The sequence below is a fragment of the Thalassoroseus sp. genome (assembly GCF_984380535.1).
On the sequence record NZ_CFHRBF010000012.1, the window covers coordinates 70,825 to 93,372 of the forward strand.

7 protein-coding genes and 2 pseudogenes are annotated in these 22,548 nt (G+C 57.3%); 2 read left to right on the forward strand and 7 right to left on the reverse strand.

Going from position 1 to position 22,548, the window contains the following annotated elements:
* Positions 1–63: 63 nt before the first annotated feature.
* From AC5DDB_RS17345 to AC5DDB_RS17370, 6 genes and pseudogenes are all read right to left on the reverse strand, one after another.
* Positions 64–3,441, reverse strand: coding sequence for a beta strand repeat-containing protein (locus AC5DDB_RS17345; protein ID WP_491741009.1), 3,378 nt, complete (start codon positions 3,439–3,441; stop codon positions 64–66).
* A gap of 735 nt (positions 3,442–4,176) precedes the next feature.
* Positions 4,177–5,825, reverse strand: a pseudogene (locus AC5DDB_RS17350) (alpha-amylase family protein).
* Between the two features lie 114 nt (positions 5,826–5,939).
* Positions 5,940–7,997 (reverse strand): amylo-alpha-1,6-glucosidase, encoded by a 2,058-nt coding sequence (locus tag AC5DDB_RS17355; RefSeq protein ID WP_491741010.1) that lies wholly within the window; start codon positions 7,995–7,997, stop codon positions 5,940–5,942.
* A gap of 44 nt (positions 7,998–8,041) precedes the next feature.
* A complete protein-coding gene (treZ, locus tag AC5DDB_RS17360; RefSeq protein ID WP_491741011.1) occupies positions 8,042–9,994 on the reverse strand; it encodes a malto-oligosyltrehalose trehalohydrolase in 1,953 nt (650 codons plus the stop codon).
* A gap of 552 nt (positions 9,995–10,546) precedes the next feature.
* Positions 10,547–12,199, reverse strand: a pseudogene (locus tag AC5DDB_RS17365) (IS1182 family transposase).
* 478 nt (positions 12,200–12,677) lie between these two features.
* Complete coding sequence (locus tag AC5DDB_RS17370) at positions 12,678–14,003, reverse strand: Trx7/PDZ domain-containing (seleno)protein (RefSeq protein ID WP_491741012.1); 1,326 nt, start codon at positions 14,001–14,003, stop codon at positions 12,678–12,680.
* A 468-nt stretch (positions 14,004–14,471) separates the two neighbouring features.
* Between AC5DDB_RS17370 and AC5DDB_RS17375 the strand changes: the two genes are divergently transcribed.
* Entirely contained in the window at positions 14,472–14,684 is a 213-nt protein-coding gene (locus AC5DDB_RS17375; RefSeq protein ID WP_491741013.1) for a hypothetical protein, read from the forward strand.
* A 105-nt stretch (positions 14,685–14,789) separates the two neighbouring features.
* Here AC5DDB_RS17375 and AC5DDB_RS17380 read toward each other — a convergent pair whose 3' ends face one another.
* Positions 14,790–15,035 carry a hypothetical protein gene (locus AC5DDB_RS17380; RefSeq protein WP_491741014.1) on the reverse strand — a complete coding sequence of 82 codons (246 nt, stop codon included), beginning with the start codon at positions 15,033–15,035 and terminating at the stop codon, positions 14,790–14,792.
* 278 nt (positions 15,036–15,313) lie between these two features.
* Between AC5DDB_RS17380 and AC5DDB_RS17385 the strand changes: the two genes are divergently transcribed.
* Positions 15,314–22,537 carry a beta strand repeat-containing protein gene (locus tag AC5DDB_RS17385; RefSeq protein WP_491741015.1) on the forward strand — a complete coding sequence of 2,408 codons (7,224 nt, stop codon included), beginning with the start codon at positions 15,314–15,316 and terminating at the stop codon, positions 22,535–22,537.
* The last annotated feature ends 11 nt before the right edge of the window (positions 22,538–22,548 follow it).

Below are 22,548 nucleotides of genomic sequence, written 5' to 3' on the forward strand. Positions count from 1 at the left end.
GCCGGGGCGATTTTTTTCACCCGTCCCGGCAATCAACACCTCCTCAATGAAGCCAATAGAAAACTATGCTTGACCCTGGAGGTAACCAATCCGGTTGCGGCCGGTTGTTGGGTTCCAGAAGAACAACTCGTTGGAATCCGGGTCGCTGAAGACTTCCTCTGTGAGTCTGGCCACGATTTCGTATTCCGAGTTAATCGCTCGGAAACCAATCACATCATCGACGGGCACCGGCGGCGTTCCCAAATCGAGGCTGGTCGAGGCGGTGCGGTTGGCTCCGGTGTCGGTATTCCATGCGAATACGTCATCCAATCCATCGCCGTTCAGGTCGACAACTTCAACGCGATCGTAGTCGTTGCCGTTAAAGAGCGTTGTCGGGAAGTAGTTCGTGACGGCACCGTCGAATGCAGTCGTCGTCCCCGCAGCCGGGGTCGACAGCGTGACGATTCGATTTGCACCGCTTGCCAAATTGATAAAGAGCAGTTCATCCAAACCACCGGCTTCGAATTGTCCGACTCCAACGGTGGAATAGTCGCCGTTAATCGCGGCTGTGGAAATCGCGTTTGTTTGCTGATTGTTGAAATCGGTGTTTGAACCGGGAGTTGCGACCTGGAAGTGCACAAACCGATTCCTGCCGGTTGTCGGGTCCCAGAAGAAGAGGTCGTCCACCCCGCCACCGTCAAAGTCTCCACTGACGAGTTGTGCGAAGTCGTTGCCATTGATCGCTGTCGGTGGCACCACGTTCGATTCCACAGTCCCAATCGCACTTCCGGTTCCTCCATTCACATGGATCAGACGATTGCTGCCAGTGGCTAGATTCCAGAAGAACAAATCGGTTCCGCCGCCAGCATCGAAATCGCCCGCGACCACTTGGGTAAAGTCGTTCCCATTGATCGCCAGCGACGAGAACGGATTGGTTTGAACAGTCCCGTCTCCAAAGACGATTCGGTTGTTGCCGGTGGCCGGATCCCAGAAGAATAAGTCGTCCGCCTCGGATGCCGCTCCAGCCGGCGTGCCATCGAAGTTGCCGCTGACGACAATCTGGTAGGGACCATTGATCGTCAGATTGTTAATGCCTTGATCGACGATATTAGCCACCTGGGTCGCCAGATCGTCATTCATGATCTCGCCGGTGCCCTGGCCATCGGCGATTGTCACATTCCGACCGCCGGCTTGCACATTCGAGAGTTGGACGAAGAAGACTTCATCACCTTCCCGGACAATGTCGCCGTTGACTAGAACCGTAATGGTTTGCGTCTCGCCGTCCATCCCGCTGAAGGTCAACGAATTGCCAATGTTCGCGACGTAGTCGCCATCGGTCGCCGTTGCAGTGGCGCCAACGGTGTCGAAGTCAACGGTGAAGCTGGAATCGACTTGGCCGTTGAGCGTGACCGTGAACATAAACTGACGCATGCCGCTGGTCCCTTCGAATCCACTGGCGTCGCCGATTGTCAAAGTCGCGGAGTCGTCATTAAGAATCGTGTAAGTCGTCGTATCTTGGGTTGTCGAATCACCGTTCGCATCATTGATGGACAGATCGCCGGTCGCATTGGCCAACGTTAATTGGATCGTCTCATTGGCTTCGACGATGTTGTCCCCGTTGATTGTCAAATTGATTGGCACCGCCGTCACCATGGTGCCATCGTAGACACCGGCGGGAATTGTTACCGTCTCCTTTAGGATGAAGTCAGTGTCATCCGTCGCGGTTCCACCAGTCAGCGTGACTTGGATGGTCTCGTCCTGCATGAGCGTTCCGCTGACAAGTAACACGGGAATGTTCCCGCCGGAGTTCTCCGCGTCGTTGGCTGTGGCCGTGCTGAATTCGACGACCGCACCCATCCCGCCCGCGACGACAGATGTCGTTTCGACGGCGGTATTGTTGGCAGCGTTGCCGTCGGTCGGGGTGCCACCGGAAACGGTCGCCGTGTTGGTGATCGTGCCAGTCCCGGTGTTGGCAGTGACGTCGAAGATCAACGTGGCGGTTTCGCCATTGGCGAGATTCAATCCGGTGATGTTCGGTCCGTCGGCTTCGATGACCAACGTCCCGCTGCCACCACCGGAAAACGTCAGGCTTTCATTGCTGACGGTGAACGTGCCGGTTGGGAACACGATGGTATCATCGAGCATCGCACCGGTGACCGCGTCTGGACCGTTGTTGGTGATTGTCACCGTGTAGGTCGTGGTGTCGCCGGTAGCGATCGGGTCCGTGTTGTCGGCCTTGATCACCTCAAGATCCACTGCGGGGGCGTTGACGGCGGTGGTTTCGACCGCGGTATCGTTGGCAGCGTTGCCGTCCATCGGAGTACCACCGGAAACAGTGGCGGTGTTGGTGATCGTGCCGGTGCCGGTGTCCGCAGTGACGTCAAACGTCAGCGTGGCAGTTTCGCCACTTGCGAGGTTCAAGCCGGTGATGTCTGGCCCATCGGCTCCGATGACCAACGTCCCGCTGCCGCCGCTGCTGAACGTCAGGCTTTCATTGCTGACGGTAAACGTGCCGGTTGGGAACACAACCGTATCGTCAAGCATCGCTCCGGTGACGGGATCTGGACCGTTGTTGGTGATCGTGACTGTGTAGGTGGTGGTGCCACCAGTGCTGATTGGGTCGTTGTTGTCCGACTTCAGTACCTCCAAGTCCCCAGCTGCTGCGTCGACGGTTGTAGTCTCGATGGCAGTGTCGTTGGCGGCGTTACCGTCGGTCGGGGTACCGGCGGAAACTGTGGCGGTGTTAGTGATCGTACCAGTTCCGGTGTCCGCAGTGACATCGAAGGTCAGTGTCGCCGTTTCACCGTTGGCGAGGTTCAACCCAGTAATGTCCGGTCCGTCGGCTTCGATGACCAACGTCCCGCTGCCGCCACCGGAGAACGTCAGACTTTCATTGCTGACCGTGAACGTGCCGGTTGGGAACACAACCGTGTCATCGAGCATCGCGCCCAGGACCGCATCGGGACCATTGTTGGTAATCCTTATCGAGTAGGTCGTGGTTCCACCGGTGTTGATCGGGTCGGTGTTGTCGGTCTTCACGACTGAAAGGTCTGAGGCCGTGGCGTTGACGGTGGTGGTTTCGACGGCGGTGTCGTTGGCGGCATTGCCGTCAGTGGGCGTACCAGCGGAGACGGTCGCAGTGTTGGTGATCGTGCCGATGCCGGTGTCCGCAGTCACATCGAAGGTGAGCGTCGCCGTTTCGCCGTTGGCGAGGTTCAAGCCGGTGATGTCGGGCCCATCCGCTTCAATAACCAATGTCCCGCTACCACCACCTGAAAACGTGAGACTTTCATTGCTGACGGTAAACGTGCCCGTGGGGAAATCGACTGTATCGTCGATGTTGGCTCCCGTAACCGCGTCCGGTCCGTTGTTGGTGATACTCACCGTGTAGGTTGTGGTCCCACCGGTGCTGATCGGGTCGGCGCTATCTGTCTTCGACACGTCTAGATCTGCCACGAGCATGGCACGATCTTCCAGGACCTCAATGTGTGCCGGGATCGCTGAGAAGAGCTTCCGGCGAATTCCTTTTCAACTGACTTGTGCTTTCGGGGAACTCTTGCGGGCGTTTCGAAGCGAATCGAGCCAGGGGTTAAGGAACATGCGAGGCAATCCTTTTGAAGCACCTGAGGAGAACACGATGACAAACCGGTGCATTTGGGAAAAATGCAATAATTGCGGATTGTCGGTAAACTGACGCGACAATCCTCACCCGTACAACCGATCGCTTCAACTGGGGATACCTCCATGATTCGATTCTGGATCAAATATTTGTTTTTCTTAACAAGTTCCGGTAGACGGGCGATTGCCGTCGGAAAGACCTCACTGACCGGGAATTCCCCATGCAACGAAACATCGATCCCGCTGACCCACCAGCAGCGAGAAAAAATGAAATCGAGGATGCCATCGGCTCCAGTGTTCGCCCCCCGAGACGGTCAGAGTACCGAATTGTCTGATGGCCCGCGGGAGCATGGTGCCCAGCTTCGTGATTTCGTGCGTAATCATGCCGCTTGGCGTTGGGAAGTACGGCGAGCGATAGTTAGACGCGGACATCCTCCACATCTCCGGTGTTTACTGCAGGGGATTAATGTGGCTCAGAAACGGAGTAAGATTGGACAGAGAGGGCTCGTGTGCACATGGGTAAATCTCGTTTATGCTCATCCCTTTCCTGGGTCTACTCTACGCCCATCCGGCTTTTCCTTAAGACACAACTGCAAGGCGATACCAGTGGACGGAATACCGGGCAAGATCCAGTGTGATTGCCGGACCTTTGATGTGGTCAATGATTTGATTTTCCAGAAGATCGAGCATTTGGTGACGAGTGATATCCGGCACCTTCAAAGTGACCTTCTGTGGCTGATCACTCAAGTTATGCCCAGCCAACAACGAGTTCTTGCCAAGTTGGTACCGATGGGCTAGCACCGCGTGTCGATCGCACGAAACAACTGAGTAATCTCCATCGCGGAATTCGTGACAGCCTTTCCGGGTGCGCATGATGCGCTCGATCCAGTTCAAGAACGAATCCTGCTTGCGGCGTTCGTCCTCGACATTGCGGGATTTGGGACCATACGGCTCCCCTTCGACGAGCGGTCACGGAAATTGATCAGCCGGGCCAGTCGAGAAACCGCCGTTTTTCCCAGCCGACCATTGCATGGGTGTGCGAATCGCGTCTCGCTCCTTGAGTGAGAGGTCCTCACCCATACGGATCTCTTCCCCATATCTCAAAACGGGAGTGCCTGGCAAGGAAAACATTAGACCATAGGCCATGCGGAGGCGGGCTTTGTCGTCGTCTAACATGGGTGGTAGTCGGCGGCGGATCCCGCGATTATAGAGTCGCATCGACTCTTCAGGGGCGAACTGCTCGAAGACGAACTGTCGTTGCTCATCCGTGAGCCGACCCAAATCGAGTTCATCATGGTTGCGGAGAAAATTGACCCATTGATTCGCGGCATCCAGCTGGGGGCTTTTCTCGAGGGCTTTGATAATTGGCCGCGCGTCTTTCTTTGCCAAGACGAGGAAAAGTTGTTGATTGAGCAAGAAGTTAAACAACATGTGCAACTTGTTTCCGTGGCCAAAATACTCTTGAACTTTGTCGAGCGCGACGTTCGCCTCGGCAAGCAACACCGCATCGCCAGACCGCCATGAGAGAAACCGTCGAAATTCAGTGAGATACTCGTAGGGTTCCGAAACGTCTGGATGTTCGATGCCTTTAAGTTCAATGAGGAACGGTGCTGCATCCAAGCGAAAACCAGACATGCCGAGTTCCAGCCAGTAGGCCATAATCTGGCAGATTTCCTGCCGAAGCTCTGGATTGGCGATGTTCAAATCCGGTTGATGTTTATAGAAGCGGTGCAGATAGTATTCCTGCACTTTTCGATCGTAGCTCCGTGTGGATTCCTGCACGCCCGGAAAGACCACCCCCTCGTCCGCATCGTCCGGTTTCACTTTGGACCAAACATAATAATCGTAGAATTTTGAGAACGGGTCGTCGCGAGCGGCTTGAAACCATGGGTGTTGGTCGGAGGTGTGGTTCACAACTAAATCGGCGATCACACGGAGGCCCCGCACCTTGGCCCGATACATGAAATCGACAAAGTCTCCCATTGTCCCAAACGCGAGTCGATTCCATAATAGTCGGTGATGTCATAACCATTGTCGCGATTCACCGTTGGATAAAACGGCAAGAGCCACAAGCAGTTCACTCCGAGTCCATCAAGATAATCCAGCCGTTCGCTCAGTCCGCGAAAGTCTCCAATTCTATCTCCATCGGAATCTTGGAATGTCTCTACATCTAGACAGTAGATGATAGCATCCTTGTACCACAGGTCTCGTACTAGATAATTCTCCATTTGGAGTGGTATCCCCTCTCGCTAGAGCAGCTTGCAAGATAAGATAGCGGGTTGAACGGTTAGTCGACTTTGTCTTGCTAGCAGTTTGTCCGCTACACATGTGTGCGATACGCACTAGTTTTCGAAATGCATTGCCTCGTCAGTCAGCAGGTAACACCGGAGAACTTCCGCAATGCTCCATGCCTGGGCAACACAACCACGCGGAGTGTAGGGAGCTTCGGCATCGAAGATTTCGCTGATTTGCCCAATGCAGGCTTCTCCCAGATGATCGTCAAAGCCTCCTAAAAACTGCCTAGCGATGTGTTTCTCCTGCGGATGAACTTTAAGCCACGCGTCGATAAACGGACCGATCAACCAACCCCAAACCGTGCCTTGGTGGTATGCAGCATCACGGGTTCTTAAGTCGCCAAAGTATTGTGACTTATAATTTGGTTCACCGGGAGCCAAAGACCGCAATCCCAATGGCGTCAGAAGTCGCTCTTGAACGGTGTCGACAACAGGCTTCCAGTAGTCACGTTCCAAAACGGGATAATCCAATGCGAGTGCAAAAACTTGATTGGGCCGACATGCCGGATCATCTCCGTCTTCGCCGTCAATCACATCGTAAAGGTGTCCCCCTGACTCATACCAGAATCGTTGATTGAAAGATTCTTGACATTGATTCGCCGCACGGCTCACTGTCTCAGCTTTTTGATTTTCTCCAGCGGATGTCAGCCAATCGGCGAGCAGTCGGCAAGCGTTGTACCACAAGGCGTTGATCTCGACGGCCTTTCCACGACGCGGAGTCACGACCCAGCCATCCACTTTGGCGTCCATCCAAGTGAGTTGATAGCCTTCCTCGCCTTGATGCAACAGCCCGTCTTTGGGATCGACGTGGATGCCGAATCGCGTCCCTTTTTGGTGAGCATCAAAGATACTCGTCAATGTTGGCAGCAAAATCTTGAGCGTTTCTTCATCGCTCGTTGCCTGGATGTAGCGATGCAAAGCGTGAAAAAACCAAAGCGTTGCGTCGGCGGTATGGTACAACCCATCTTGTTCGCCTTCGGGAAACATATTCGGGATCAGTCCGTCGCGGACATAGTGACCGAACGTTCGCAAAATGAAGGCTGCATCACTATACCGTCCGGTGCAGAGAGTGAGTCCTTCCAAACTAATCATCGTGTCGCGGCCCCAATCCGTGAACCAGTGATAACCGGCAATAATGCTCCGCACCTCATCGCCCGCCGCATGAGCCCACGCGGCATCGGCGACCCGACCCACCGGTTCGATCAGGAATTGATCTGCGGCCAACACGAGTTCGGCGGGTACACCAGTTCGGGCGGTGGAGGGAGCAATGGAAATCAGCCGTCGGCGTCGTTCGCATTCCGCATCAAACACTTGCTCAGGCGACATGGCCTCGATGATATCCCAGTCTTCTGTGGACGCGATCAGGGTGACGCTTTCACCGGGCGACAATGTGGCTCGGAAATAACCAGGACTCCAAAGCGTGCCTTCAAAATCATAACCACGATTTTTTTCCACACGATAGATGACTTCCTGAACCTCTCGCCGCTCGAAAGTGAACGCCGTTTCGTTCCCGCAAATGCGGAGTTTCAACGCCGGCAAGTCGTTGTCCGGTTTGAGTTCGTACCGCTCGTTTTGAACCGACAGCCGGATCGGTTCCGGCAGCGGAGCTGTCACGAAATCATCGTGCCCCCGGAACTGGGAAAGCGGCCGGAGTTTCAGTCGAACTGGTTCATTTCCTTCCGTCAGAGTGTAATGGATGTAAACTGTGTTCTGACGATGTGGCATCACGAGGGACTTTTCCAAAATGCAATCACCGACTTGATATCGCCACTTGGGGATGCCCTCGATATTGGAAAAGTCGATTAGATAATCCGCCCCGTAGAGATTGAGTCGGTCGGACGTTCGCTCTTCGCCCCACAGATCGACCGCGTCTCCGTTAGCCAGTTGCAGACGTTCGGTGATGTGTGAAAGATAATTGATCCGCCCCAATGGGGACGGCAAAGCGGCAATTAAGACCCCGTGGTATCGCCGGGTCGCCACCCCGCTAATTGTTCCCGATGCATAACCACCGAGACCGTTTGTGACCAGCCACTCCGATGTCAGTAGTTGTGAGGCGTGTTTGCCGTGATCGCGATGAATCGCGACCTGTCGTTTGACAGTCTTCATACGAATTCCCTCATGGATGGTAATCGTCCAACACGCGTGTGAAATCAACTCGCTTCCGACTCAGACGACTTCTGTTGTGACGGAGGCTCGAAAACTGGATGGACCTCGCGACCCGGAACCGGCACGAGCACCGTGGCAGATTGCCCCTGCACATGCCAGTTGTCAGCGGTCTCGGCCTCGGTGGCTCCGCTGCCTCCATACTCGAAGCTTTCGCTGGACCAATGCGTCATCCACCGATGTCCCGCCGGCGGCGCCAAAAGCGGTTCGGGGGACGGCTCCAACTTGCGGTCGGAACCGAAATTCACGATCAACAACCGGTCCAGACCATCGTCGCAGAAGTATCTGAGGAGGAAGGCATCGTTACTGAGAACGGCTCCGTCCACTTTGCCTTTGCGAGACCGAGAAAAAGCGGGATCCGTCCGCCGCAGCTTCAACAGGTCACGATGAAGTGCGACCGCTTCGGCGTGTTGGCTTCGCTGTGTGTGATCTAGCTTGGAGCGTCGATACGTTTCCGAGTCCGAGGGATCCGGCAGCTTGGCTTGGACGTCGGGACTGGCGATGCTGGCGAATTGCTTCATGAAATCGCGACGACCTTCCTGCACGAGTTTTGCCAATTCCTCGTTGTGATCGGCAAAGTAGAAGAAGGGTGTTGTGGCAGCAAATTCCTGCCCTTGAAACAGCATGGGAGTTTGCGGTCCCAGAAGCAGCAAGGCGGTCATCGCTCGGTAACAACCGGGACTAGCCACCGAATGTGCGCGTAAACCCCGACAGGTGTTGGCCAGTTGATCGTGATTCTGAATAAAGACGACGAACTGCCGCGGTTCGAGATCGAAACACGGCGTTCCCCGGCGTTGCTTCTGCCAGGAATACCATTGCCCCTGATAAAGAAATCCATACTTCGCCGCAGACACAAACTCCTGCGGGGAGCCGGCGTAATCGGAGTAGTAGGCCTCTGGTCGTCCGGTCAGCCGTACCATGGCCGTGTGGTGAAAATCGTCGTTCCAGAGGGCATCGAGACCGCAACCACCCGCTTCCGGAGCGTGGACGAGCTTCGCCATTTGAGGTTCGTTTTCGGCGACCAGGAATGTGTTTCGCTCGCCCGCCGTCGCACGAACGGTCTCCCCGACTTCGGTGATAATGTGCCGATCCGACTCGTCGTGGATGTCCTGCGTGGCGTCGAGCCGCAATCCGTCGAGATGAAATTCTTCGATCCAATATCGAGCATTCGCGAGAAAGAATTCGCGAACCGGACCGGAGTGCATCCCATCGAAATTAATCGCCTGTCCCCAGTCGGTATCGTGTTCTTCACTGAAATAGTACGGGCTGAACTGAGGCAGGTAATTTCCGTCCGGTCCCAAGTGGTTGTAGACCACGTCCAAAATGACTGCCATGCCCAGGCGATGAGCGGCATCGACAAAGCGTCGGAAATCGTCGGGGATGCCGTACTCGTGATACGGAGCGAATAAATTCACTCCATCGTAACCCCATCCAAAACGACCGGGAAATTCCGCGACCGGCATCACTTCCAAGAGGGTGATTCCCAACTCGGCCAAGTCCGGTAGTTTTTCGATGGCAGCTTTCCAAGTTCCTTCCGGCGTAAAGGTGCCGATATGCATTTCATAGATGACCCATCGATCCGCATCAATGCCGGACCATCGGGAATCCGACCAGTCGAACCGTGTTGGATCGATAACCTCGCTCCAATCATGAGGTCCCGAAGGTTGGCTGCGTGAGGCGGGGTCCGGATAAACCTGCTCATCGTCATCCAGCAAAAACCCATAACGGGCACCTGTTTTTAATCCGGGAGCCAAGCCGCCGAAATACCCGTGCTCTTCTTGAGTCAAGGTGACTGTTTGCCGATCATCAGAACGCCCTTCTGAGCGAAAAACAACCACAACCCGGTTTCGCTCCGGCGCCCATACGCGGAAGTGAACGCCGCCGCCGGGTATGACTTCTGCCCCGACGGCCAACCTGCGTAACTGCACCTTTTCTAGCATTTCTTCGCCCCTCGGTTCATGCTACAGATTCGTCGCCCTCAGTGGTTCAACCATATTGCACCATGCAGATAGGCGAATATTCCGTCAATTGGCAATTCCTATGCCACAAGCCCAAATGACCATTGCGGCACCCGCCCGCGAGTTTCCACTCGTTCGGCGCGATTGCTAGAGATAAAATCGAGGACGTCGGGTCATCGAGCGACCGTAGCAGTTTCCCATTGGCGGCGTCCAACATTGCAATTGTCCGCCTCTGGCAGCAGAGATAACTTCGCCCCAAAGGAGATCGGCGACTTCTCGTTGATTCCGGATGTAACTCAACGAGATTCTCCATCGTACAGACGGCAAGCCGCAGCCTGAGAGAGCGTTCTCGCATGCAAGTGGACGTGTTCTCCTTCATTGACTATTTCAAAAAAACTCCATCCCAAGTACGCGAGCAAATCCAACTGGCAACCTCCACGTTGACATCGTTCAAGCTAAAACTTCATTCGGCCTCCGTCGGCAAGCCCTTTTTGCGCCGATTTCATCAATAGTGATACTCCTGGCGAAGTGGTGTCAGCTTGCCATGGCTTGTTTCATTGCCGTGACGAACGCGGGCGTTCGTGTTTGCTCTTGTGGTTTGTTGATCAGCCAAGCGTCAATGCGGATCAGGTTCATCGCCGTGGCGGTGGCAACATCTTGCAAATGAGTTTTTGCTTTACCGGCATAGCGGGATCGTCGCAATCCACAGGCTCGCACACCTTGGGAAATGGTTCCTTCAATCCCGGCTCGTTGGGCATATCGCTGCCGGAATTCTTCCGTTTCCTCGCGTGCCCGAGCAGCATGCAGAGCGCCGAACGCCTCGCGGGAACGGATGGTGACCGTTCGGCGTTTCGTTTTCGTGCACTGCGAGTGGTGGGGACAGGCACCGCAATCCTTGACAGAGAACTTGATCTTGATGACTTCCTGCCGTCTTGAATCCATAGCTGGTGTCCAACTCATACTCGTGCGGCCCGCAGGACAAGTCACTTGTTGATGGTCCCAGTCGATCTGGAAGTCGCGAACGGCGAATTCCGTTTCCGCACGCGATTGCCAGCGGTAGTCAAGGCGGGTCGGTCCGACAAGATCGATGCCATAATCTTGTTGACTTTGAACAAGCAGGCAAGCATCCAGATAACCCGTGTCGACCAGGTGCTGAGCAGGAAGCAAGGCTTTCGCGCGGAGGGCTTGATGAATCATCGGCGTTGTATCGCCATCCGCCACGGGATTGGGAGTTGTTTCGACGTGCAAGATCAAATGCGGCGACGCGGAATCACAACTTTCCGTCAGATGCACTTTGTAGCCGGTCCAACTGGTTGATCGCTTTTTCGCATAGCGGGATTCGATGTCGAAGGGGGAGTTGATCAACAAACTCGAAGGGGGAATCCCTTGCGGTTCGGTACGCCAACGAACAGCTCCGGCTTCGACAAAGAACTGTTGCCTCCAAACTTGGATCAATGTCTGGATGGCGGGGAGCGTTTCCCTCCCTGAGGGAGGTTGGTCAAAAAAGAGTGTCTCCAGCAAAACATTGCCATCGGCCCCTGCTTGTTCGACCAGAGTTTGTCGTGCCTTCTGGCCCGTCGGCAATCGCCCCGCATCAAGACGACTATAGCGGTCGACCCATTCCGGATTCACGTGAGCCCAGAACCACTGGGGATCGAAAGTCGCGATTGCATTCAAAGCCGCCCGGAAAGTTGTGATAACGCACTGGAACCGATTGAGAGCCCGAATTCGTCCTAACACGTGCGTGGAGTCGGTGCGTTGCCGCCCGCGAGACTTGAGCCAACCTAGATCTCGACCGACGCTCACAAACGCCTCCAACAGTCTCCGTTCTGCCGAACCTTCAACCAGTCGGCTGCGAAATTCGCACAGGACCGTGCTGTCGAACCCGGCATCTTCCAGTTCCAGTCCCAAAGCGTACTTCCAATCGATCCGGCTCCGAACGGCATCGGCCGCTTTGCGATCCAAGAGGTTTTACAAGAATTGCCGGATGGTGACCAGAGCCAATCGCCAAGACGCCTCAGCGGGTTGGCCGTTTGTGGGATACAGGTCGGCAAAGTCAGTATCGGTAAACAACGATCCCAACTCATCCCGGAGCCGAAGATAGAGGTTTCCATTGGGGAAGGCCGCTTGTGCCACGCGAACTGTTTGAACCGGAATGGAAGCGATCGGTTGAGAATGAAGCGACATGGTTGACTCATCAGGAAAGGAAGGGAGCCAACCCTGGAACAATAGGCTTATTCCTCCACTGCGTCTACGACTTCGCCAGCAGTATCAAGTTTGCCGAAGAGCCACTATCGGGCCGTTGTTCACAGACGATGCTCGACGAGTTGATTCGTTGGTTGTCCGTTGGAATCAAGTTCCCAATGCCGATTTGGGTATTCGTACGGAGAATTGAGAATCGGCTGCTCAAAAAACGCATCACCCATCGCAGATCGGCCCTACCACCTAAGCCCATTAGAAACATATGTGAAGGCCCGTTGTGGCCGCTTTGCAACCTGAAAACAAACCGGATGGAGCGAATGTTCGTAGTCTAGTCTGCCGCCAGTGGCTGTTTATCGTACTGCCTCGAAGCACGCCAATCTGCTAGCCCACACTCTACACAGTCGGAGAGGACGAGTGATTGAGCCAAGTGGTTTGGCTTGGCGTGTTTGGCAGTAGGGAGCGTCTACTTCTGCATCGGCAACGTCAGCGTCATTTCGCGGCGGCCTCGAAGAATCTTGACGGGAACACGGTCGCCAGCTTGGCGTGCGGTGACACCATAAGCGAGGACGTCGTCAGGGCGTAATAGATCCCGCTGCCCGTCGTATTCGATGATCACATCCCCCTCGCGAAAGCCAGCTCGTTTGGCAGCCGCGTGGGCACCGTATTGGCCGACGTGATCGACTCGCAATGCCATTGCCCCCTCCGGGATCTTAAGCCGATGGCGATCTTCCTGCGGGAGCGTCTCCAGTCGCAGTCCACCCGTGGCCATCCGTCGCAGACCCCAAGACGTGACCCGCCAAGAGATCTCTCCCAATCGCCGCCAACCGTCCGGGAGGCGAAGCGCGATTTTCTGTTGACGGCCGTTCCGTGTGATGTCCACCATGACGGTTCCGCCGTCGGCGTCAACGCCATGCAGTACCCATTGAACATCGGCAATCGAAAGCGGCGGTTGGCCGTTCAGCGAATCGATCCGATCACCGACCTGGAAGCCGGCTCTCTCGGCGAGCGAACCGTCTTCCGTGTCTTTGACCGTCGCACGTTCATTCGGGTCGAGGATCAAGCCAACGCTCTTCGGATGCGGGTAGGGGAACAGCACCTTCTCTGGAATCGGTTGAGCCTTGGCCCGATACCATTCCCGTTGGGCATCTCCAATCTGGTGGCAGTGAATGCAACTCCTGACGACATCGCCTTGATAGTTCAGCGAGGCCGTATATTTTCCCTTGAGCGACGGATACTGCTCCGGGGAGACGACTTCCAGAGGCTTCCCGCGTTTGCCGGCCAGAGCCGCTTTGTTGTTCGGATAATCTCGATGCAATTCGAGAGCTCCTTGCAGAGCCTTGGCGAGCCCCTGGAGCGAGACATCCCCAAGCCATTCTGTGCGATGGGACCGTGTGCCGAAGCGGCCGTAGATCGTCCCATCAGCGTTGAGCATGAAGGCCGCGAACGACTGATCGGTATCGTATTGGAAGATGTTCAGGTCCAAGCCGTTTGTCGAGACCTGCCGTGCACAGACGAATTTTTCCAGCAATGGCCGAACCACCGGGTCCTGATCGACGAGATCGTCGTCGAGTTTCACGCATTCCTCACACGGGATGCAGCGAAGGATGACCAGAATTGGTTTTCCGCTTTGTTTGGCCTCCTGAAACGCTCGCGGCAGATCGTTGTAAATCCAAAACCCGTCTGCCTCGACTTTGGCCCGGTCGCCGCGGACTTTCTCTTCGCGTGTCTGACCGAAGGTGGTGATAGGCAATAGTCCGAAAACCAACAGGCAGATTGCAGCACGGAACATGCGGCGGTCCTCGAGAGATGAGATGGTAACTGGCGATCACAGCGTCTCATAAATAGTCGAGAAACGCAACGAGCTTCCGAAGCAACCATGACGGTGAAGAAAAGCGGCTCACCGGCCCCTGTAAACCAGTCATTGGAGCGAGCGCCCGAACCGTTAACCACTCGGCTCCAACTCCAGAGAGGAAGAGAGTTTGTAGTTCTCAGCGCGAAAAGCGCCACCAGGAGCGCTCGCGACAACTCTCCCGCCAAAGTATGACCAGAGACCCGACTACGCCGAAATTCGTTTCCACACACCGGTTAAGCCAAAAACCCCGGACGCTCTCACGTCCAGGGTTTTGGTGACCCCGTGGGTCGGTGGTATTCCGCGACCTTGGGAAAAGCTCCCCGAGGCGGTCTCAATCGGAACCGCGGCTTCGTCGAGCTAGGTGCCTTTCGTACCAATAGGTTACGACGATTGCCGGAGATCGAAATGTTCAAGTGGAACTCGATTTCCGACCAGATCCGATCGGAATCAGCGGTTGCGAAGCCCAAGCGAGACCGTATGCGTTTGGCCCGCTACTATCAGTCGCTGCTTGATTCCGGTGAGGTCAGCACGCGGGCTGAATTGGCCAGGTTTCTCGACGTAAGCCGTGCTAGAGTCACCCAAGTCCTCCGGAGACTCCGCAATGAAAAAGCCGGGTGATTACTCCACAATCGAGTTCACTACTGCGGATCTGCGATCACGACCAACACAGGTCCTCCGCTGATTGGGATTGAATTTACAAACACGACATCTTGCCTCGATCCGCTAGTGTTTTGCAGTTCGAAAGCGGTACCAGAAGGCGCCATCGTTGAGTCCGATGGCTCGCTTGCTGCCGAGCATGATCCAGCCCAGATCGGCGAGCGCGAAGTACGTTGTGTTTGGCTTCAGTCGGGGGAGGTCGTCGAACGTGATTTGTTTGGTGCCATCTGCTGGATGTCCCGGTTGCGGATCGGCCTGCCACACAACGGTGTCGATGTCGCTTGCCTCATAGAGTCGCAGAGTCTTAGCCAAACCACGATGAAGAACTGCAGGATCACATCAAGCGTTTAACGGACGTCCGATCCAGAATTCGTAAATGTGAATGGCGTAACTCAATTGCTCTGTTGCAAAGTCGTGTGGGGAAATGCCCCTGCCTAATTTGCCAGTTCTACCCATGCAATGCAATTTCGTATTTCGATATGTTAACTCCTTTGCATGTGGACTCGCTGGCATCCTTCTGTCGACGGACCGTTAGTGGAGAATGACCCCGCAAAAACTAAACGGCACGTTGAAATGGAAATGGATGAACCATGCGAGATCAGCAGAATACGGTACCAGTGCGAGCGACTCGAAATTTAGTCGAGACTTCTGAACGGGCAATTTCTCGCCATTTATGTCGCGGCAAGAATGAAGTCGAACCAACCCAATCGGCTCCTGGAGTCTGCGAACTATTCCGCTCGGCAGCCGCGTTCCCGGTCGATGGTGTCAAGAAGACCGTGCAGCAAGCCGTCAATGCAGGTCGCCGCCTGCTGGATCGATTCCAGCCGGCTTCACTCTCGGCGGGACGCCGACCTCGCCTGCAAACCGCAATGGGGTTGTCGGTAGAAGTGCTCGAAGATCGAACCCTGTTGAGTGCGGAATTTTCGCTGCTTGGCGGCGAACTATCGCTGCACAATTTCCAGGAAGATTCGGAGGAATCGCTGACGGTTCGCGAAACTGACGATTCCTATGAGTTTGAGCTTTCCGAGGGTGTGTGGTTTGGAACCGACAGTCCGCAAATTCTGGGAGCGGGTACGAACGTCCTTGAACTGGGTAAGTTGACGCTCGACGTCTCAGCGGTGCAGATCCTCGATGGCGGACTCGGCGAAAATGTCGATCCCCATTTGAATTTGGAATCGGCGGATTTCGCATTTCTCACTGGGGGATTTCATGCCGAAGGTCTTGGGAACGTTCACATTTCGGGTGCGTCCGCGATAACGGTTGCGGGATTGGAGATCGATGGAAAATCGGTCTTGATGGCTGGCGCCATTCGGTCGAACGGTGGAGTCGTGCAACTCCAAGGGGATCGCGAGCTGCGCGTCAACGGAGTGGTCGATGCGTCATCAGCCACTGGTCCGGGCGGAACAATTCACCTCACCGGCGAGCAAGTCGCGTTGGTCGATGGTGCCACGATTTCCGCCGACGGAGAACTCGGCGGCGGAACGATCCTTGTTGGTGGCGGTTGGCAAGGACAAGATCCCTCCGTTGCGAATGCAATGACGACGACCGTGTCTGCGACGGCGACGCTCTCGGCCGAGGCAATTTCGGAAGGCGTTGGGGGAACGGTGGTCGTCTGGGCGGATGGCTCGACGGATTATGCCGGCTCCATTTCCGTTCGTGGAGAACACGGTGGACAGGTTGAAGTCAGCGGGGCCGAACAGCTCGCATTCCGAGGATCCGTTGACCTACACGGTACCGCGGGACCGGCAGGTTCCTTGTTGTTGGATCCGAGAGATATCTTGATTGTGGATGCGGCTCCGGCGAGCGATGATGGCGAAGTCTCCGATGGTTCGGTCGGAGCTGGTGAGGGCGGAAGTTCGGACTTTATGATCTCCAATGACGCCATCGAGAACGTCAACGGCTCGGTCACGCTCGCCGCCTCTCGGGACATCACGCTCCAAATGGGCGTTGTTCTGAACATGGGTCCCGACGGGATCACGTTGAATGCCGGACGCGATCTCATTTTCGAAGACGGATCCGAGATTCTGACCGACGGTGCCACGGTCAACCTGTCGGCAGACGCTTCAGTGACGGGATCGACCACCATCGAAACCACGAACCCCGGTGGTAGTTCGGGCAGCGTCTCGATCACGGCCGGGACTTTCGTTGAACTCATGGGAACGATCGACACGTCCGGGGCCGAGGGCGATGACGGCACTGATGGCAGTGGTGGAGGCGACCCGCTGGCTGCAACCGATGGTCAAAATGCCGCTCCAATTACCGTCTCTGCGAATGGCAACGACGGCATGGGCAACGCGATTACGTTGGGCACGGTCTTGGCGGCGGGCGGGAATGGTGGAAACGATTCCTTCGATATCGGTTCGTCTCGAGCGGCAGGCAACGGTGGCAACGGTGCAACTGTCACCCTGACCGCGAACGCAGTCGGAGGTGTCACGGTGACGGATTTCCAAACGACAGGCGGAAACGGCGGTAATCGCACGGTAGCGGCGGGCAACGCTGGCTCCGGGGGTTCGGCGGGTTCGCTGAGCGTCACGATCGTCGACGGAACCGCCGATCTGGCGAACGTCATCATGACGGGCGGTGACGGCGGTCAACACACGGGGCTTTCCGGGAATGCCGGGGACGGTGGCGGCGGAGCGTCGCTCAACATCTCGATCACGACCGGTGAAGCAATGTTGGGAACCGTTCGCACCGATGGCGGTGACGGTGGCGACTCCGAACAGACAACCGCCGGTGCTGGTGGCAACGCCAGTACGATGTCGATTTCCGCCGATCAAGTTACCTACGACACCCTCTCGGCCGCAGGCGGTGGAGGCGGTGATGATCTGATGATGACGCCGCAACCGGCAATCGGTGGTGCGGGCGGCTCGGGTGCGACAATCACCGTCACAGCTGCCCAAGCGATTGTCGGATCGACACTCGTCGTCGATGGCGGAAGCGGTGGCGACGGGAATCCCGGTGGGGACGGAGGCAACGCCGGAGCGGTGTCTCTGGAAGCGAGCGGAACCGGTCTGGCCGTTGATTTGGAAACGGTCTCTGCAACCGCAGGCAACGGCGGACAAGGCAGCGGTGCGGACGGCAATGGTGGCTCCGGCGGGAGTGCAGGTTCCGTCACGATCACGGCCAGTAGTGGCGACGCGGAATTCATGAGTCTCGACGCCAACGGTGGCGATGCGGGAAGTTCCAACGGAACCGGTTTGGGCGGAGCCGGTGGAGCGGGAGCAGCGATCACGGTCGATGCCGATGCCATCAGTGGTCAAGACCTGATCGCGGTCGGTGGAACCGGCGGAGACGGCAGCCAAGGCGGCGACGGCGGCAATGCGGGTTCGGCAAAATTGACGGCCACCGCCAGCACGATGATGGCAATCAATCTTTCGGGAACCGTGGACACCTCCGGCGGAGACGGCGGCACGGGAACAACAGCGGCCGGTGGTGGAGCGGGCAATGCCGGCTCTTTGACGCTCACCGCCAACAATGGAATGGCCGGATTCGACACGTTGCTGGCAAACGGGGGCAACGGCGGAAACTCGACCAATGGCGGCAACGGAGCCGACGGTTCCGCGGGGGCAACCATCGAAGTCAGTGCGGCTCGGATCGATGGAACTTCCGTCTCGGCCACCGGTGGAGATGCCGGGAGCGGCAATGCTGGCGGAGACGGTGGCAATGCGGGTTCCGCCTCGTTGACGGCGTCGGCCGATGCGGACCAAGCCATCCAACTCTCGGGTGATGTTTCGACCATTGGAGGTGACGGCGGAGACGGCAGCACCGCCGATGCCGGAACCGGTGGCAATGCCGGGACACTCTCCGTTACGGCAAACAACGGAACCGTCATGTTTCAGACGCTCGTCGCGAGCGGCGGAGACGGCGGAACCGCGGACATGGGCGGCAACGGCGGAGCGGGCGGCAGCGGTGTCGGGATTACGGTCAAAGTTGAGCAAGCCAGCGGAGTCGGGGCGATCGCCGACGGCGGGACGGCCGGCGACGGCGACCAAGGCGGAGACGGCGGGAATGCCGGATCGGTCAAGATCACCGCGACCGCAATGGCCGACCCTGCCCTCGAATTGACGGGCACGACAAGCACCTCCGGCGGAGACGGCGGCAACGGAATGGGATTGACCGCCGGTGATGGTGGCAATTCCGGCACCGTCACTCTCACGGCGGGCGATGGAAGTCTTGTCGTCAACACTGTCGAAGCCTCTGGCGGAACTGGGGGAATGTCCGACAGCGATGCCGGTGGAGGCGGTGCGTCTGGCGGGACGGTCACGATCGATGCCAGCGAAATCGAGACCGCCGACGTTCGCGCCGATGGCGGTAATGGAGGCAACGGAACCGTCGGTGGTGACGGCGGAAATGCGGGATCGGTCAAAGCCACCGCGTCCGCAGCCACGACCGAAGCCCTCGTGATGACCGGCGTCACATCTGCATCCGGCGGCGATGGCGGCATGGCGACGGACGGCAGCGGCGGGAGTGGTGGCAACGGAGCGACGGTCAACCTCTCCGCAACCAGCGGGACGGCAACGATCGAAACGGCGAACGTCAACGGCGGTTCCGGTGGGTTGTCGCAGTCCGCAACCGGCGGGGCAGGCGGTTCAGGTGGAAGCCTGACCTTCAACGCCAACACTGCAACGGCTGCCAGCGTTCAATCCAATGGCGGCAACGCGGGTGACGGAGCGGTAGGCGGTGACGGCGGGAACGCCGGCTCGGTAAAACTGACAATCTCGGGTTCGTCAGACATGGCTCTCGACGTAACCGATACGGCAAGTGCCAGCGGCGGCGATGGTGGCGAAGCAACGGATGGCACAGGCGGAAGCGGTGGCAATGCGGGAACCGTTAACTTGGCCGCGAACTCCGGCGGAATCGTCTTCGGGACAGCCGCAGCAACCGGCGGCGACAGCGGTGCGTCGGAATCCAGCACCGGTGGGAGTGGCGGTTCCGGGGCGACCGTGAAAATAACCGCCGACACCCTGATCGAAGGCATGCAAGTCACGGTCGCTGGTGGCAATGGAGCGGACGGCATGCCCGGCGGAGATGGCGGAAATGGCGGCTCCGTGACGATCAAATCAACGGCGGATTCCGACATGTCCGTTGACATTCAGAACATCACCAGTGACGGTGGAGCCGGTGGCAATGGAGCCGTGATGGGAGGTTCCGGCGGCGACGGCGGGAACGCAGGCGGAATCGGCGTCACGGCGAATACCTCCGGCGTGACAATCGGGATGGCGACCGCGAATGGCGGAGTCGGTGGCGCTGCCGACGGAACCGGCGGCGGAGGCAGTGGCGGGAATGCCAATTCTGTCAACATTTCCGGCGGCGGAGTGGTCGATGCCATGACGCTTTCCTCGACCGGCGGCGACGGCGGTATGAGCCCCGAGGGAACCGGCGGGAGTGGTGGTTCCGGGGCAACGCTGAAAGTCACCACGGACGACCGTATTACGGGCGAGTCGTTCCTAGCAGACGGGGGAGCTGGCGGTATGGGATTCCCAGCCGGTTCGGGTGGCAACGCCGGCTCGATCACGATCACCGCAGAAACCAGCGACATGATGGCCATCGAATCGACCGGTGTGATCTCCGCGAGCGGCGGTCAGGGCGGCGACACCGGAAGCGGAATGAATGCCACCGCCGGTGACGGCGGGAACGCAGGAAGTCTGTCCGTCACCGCTCAGGCGGGGGACATTTCGATCGCGTCGGTTGCCACGGCCGGTGGTGACGGCGGTCAAGGTTCCGGAGGCGGTTCGTTTTCCGGTGGATCCGGTGGAGCCGCCGGTTCGCTCACCGTCGATGCCGTCGCAGGAACTCTAACGGTTACGGATACCGCATCCACTGCTGGAGGCGACGGGCAAAACGGCAGCGGCGGCAGTCAGGGAGCAGGTACCGGAGGCACCGGAGCGACTCTCAAGTTGCGAGCCGACGCCGGGATTACGAACTCGACCGGTGCAACGTTCGACGCATCCGGTGGAGATGCGGGCACCGTCTCAGATGGGGCCAGTGCGGCGACCGGTGGTACCGGCGGATCGTTGAATATCGACAGTGCTTCCGGGCCCATCACGATGGGCACTGGAACCGCTGCGGGTGGACAAGGCAGCGGTGCAGGCGGTTCAGGCGGTTCCGTCAATGTCCGAGCGAGTCAAACCGTCGAATTCGACACGCTGATCAGCAACGGCGGCGACTCCACTTCCGGAGACGGTGGTGATGCCAGTACCACGACCGTCACCAGTGACAACGGTTCGATCATCGGAATGACGATCTGCGCCGTTGGCGGATCGGCCCCCGACGGTTCGCCGGGTGCTGATGGAAACATCACTCTCGATGCCGCCAACGACGTGAATGTCACGACGACCAAAGGCAGTGGCACCGCAGTCAGCGGTAATCTGTCTCCCGGTGACAGTCCGGGGATCGGCAACTACAACAATCTCACGATCCAAAGCGGATCGACCTACACCGCCGAAGTGCAGGACGACAATCCCAACGGAGCCGAAGCGGGTGACGATTACGATCAGTTGAACGTCACCGGAATGGTCACGATCGAAAACAATGTCACGCTCGATCTTGAAAATCTTGGTTCGCCGGAAGTCGATGCGGGCGATGACTACGTGCTCATCGCCAACGATGAAGACGATTCGATCAACGGGCAGTTCAGCAACGTCTCCGAAGGGGCAAATGTCACCTCGGAATTGGGATTATCCAGCGATCTCACCGCTACGGCCACTTACCAAGGTGGTGACGGCAACGATTTCGTCATTGAAATTCGTTCCACGGCCGAACCAACACCCGAAGCGGACATCTTGGGTGAACGGGAGTCTCAATCGATTTCACCCGACGAAATCGACGACTTCTTCAGCCAAGTGCTTTCGGGCGATTTCGATGACAGTCAAGCCGATCCGGCCCAACAGGACGACTTGTTTTTTTGGAGTCCGATCGATGGTCGCAATGTGGTCGTACTCGGTGACGGCAGCGTGATTCAAAATCCAGTGCCGACCGCGGCGATTAACGGAAACTTCCGAGAGTTCGTGGCCGGTGATTTTGACGGTGGCGGCGGAGACGACTTGTTCTTCTGGGACCCGGAAACCGGTCGAAACCGTTTGTTGCATCTTCAAGCCGGATCGCCAGGCGGGATTGAAGTCGCCAATGTGGAAACCGACATCATTCCGCGAGCGGCCATCAATGGCAATATGTTCTCACGGATTGTTGCAGGCAACCTTGATGGTGGCGGCACGGATGACTTGTTCTTCTGGCAACCGGGACCGGGAACCAACCGCTTAGCACACTTGGACGTTGTGGTTATCGGGGAAGACAGTCAGTTTGACAACGTGCAGACCAAACCGATCCCAATGGTCCAAATCAACGGCGAGTTCTCGGATGTGCAAATCGGTCAGTTTCGAACGGGCGGCACCAAAGAGTTGTTCTTCAGCGACCCGGAATCGGGACGCAACCGCATGATCTTCCTGCAACCGGGCGTTCCCAGCGACACTACGGAATTCGAAAGTGCCGCCACCAACGTATTGCCTCCGGCCGCTATTAACGGCAACGCCTTCACCGAGATCGCCGTCGGCGACTTCAACCTAGACGGACAAAGCGATTTGTTCTTCTGGGATCCGGAAACCGGTCGAAATCGGTTGGCGGTCAACGACGATTCGCCCGAAGCGGACTTCGACTTTGTGATCGATCCGATTCCGCGATCGTTCGTGAACGGCAACGCCTTCCACGTCGTCACTCCCCTGACGAACGAACCGAACGACATGACTGCGTTGAATGCGTTGTTCTTCTGGGAACCGGACACTGGTTCCAACCGCCTCGCATTCACAAACCCAAACTGAGTAGCAGCGTA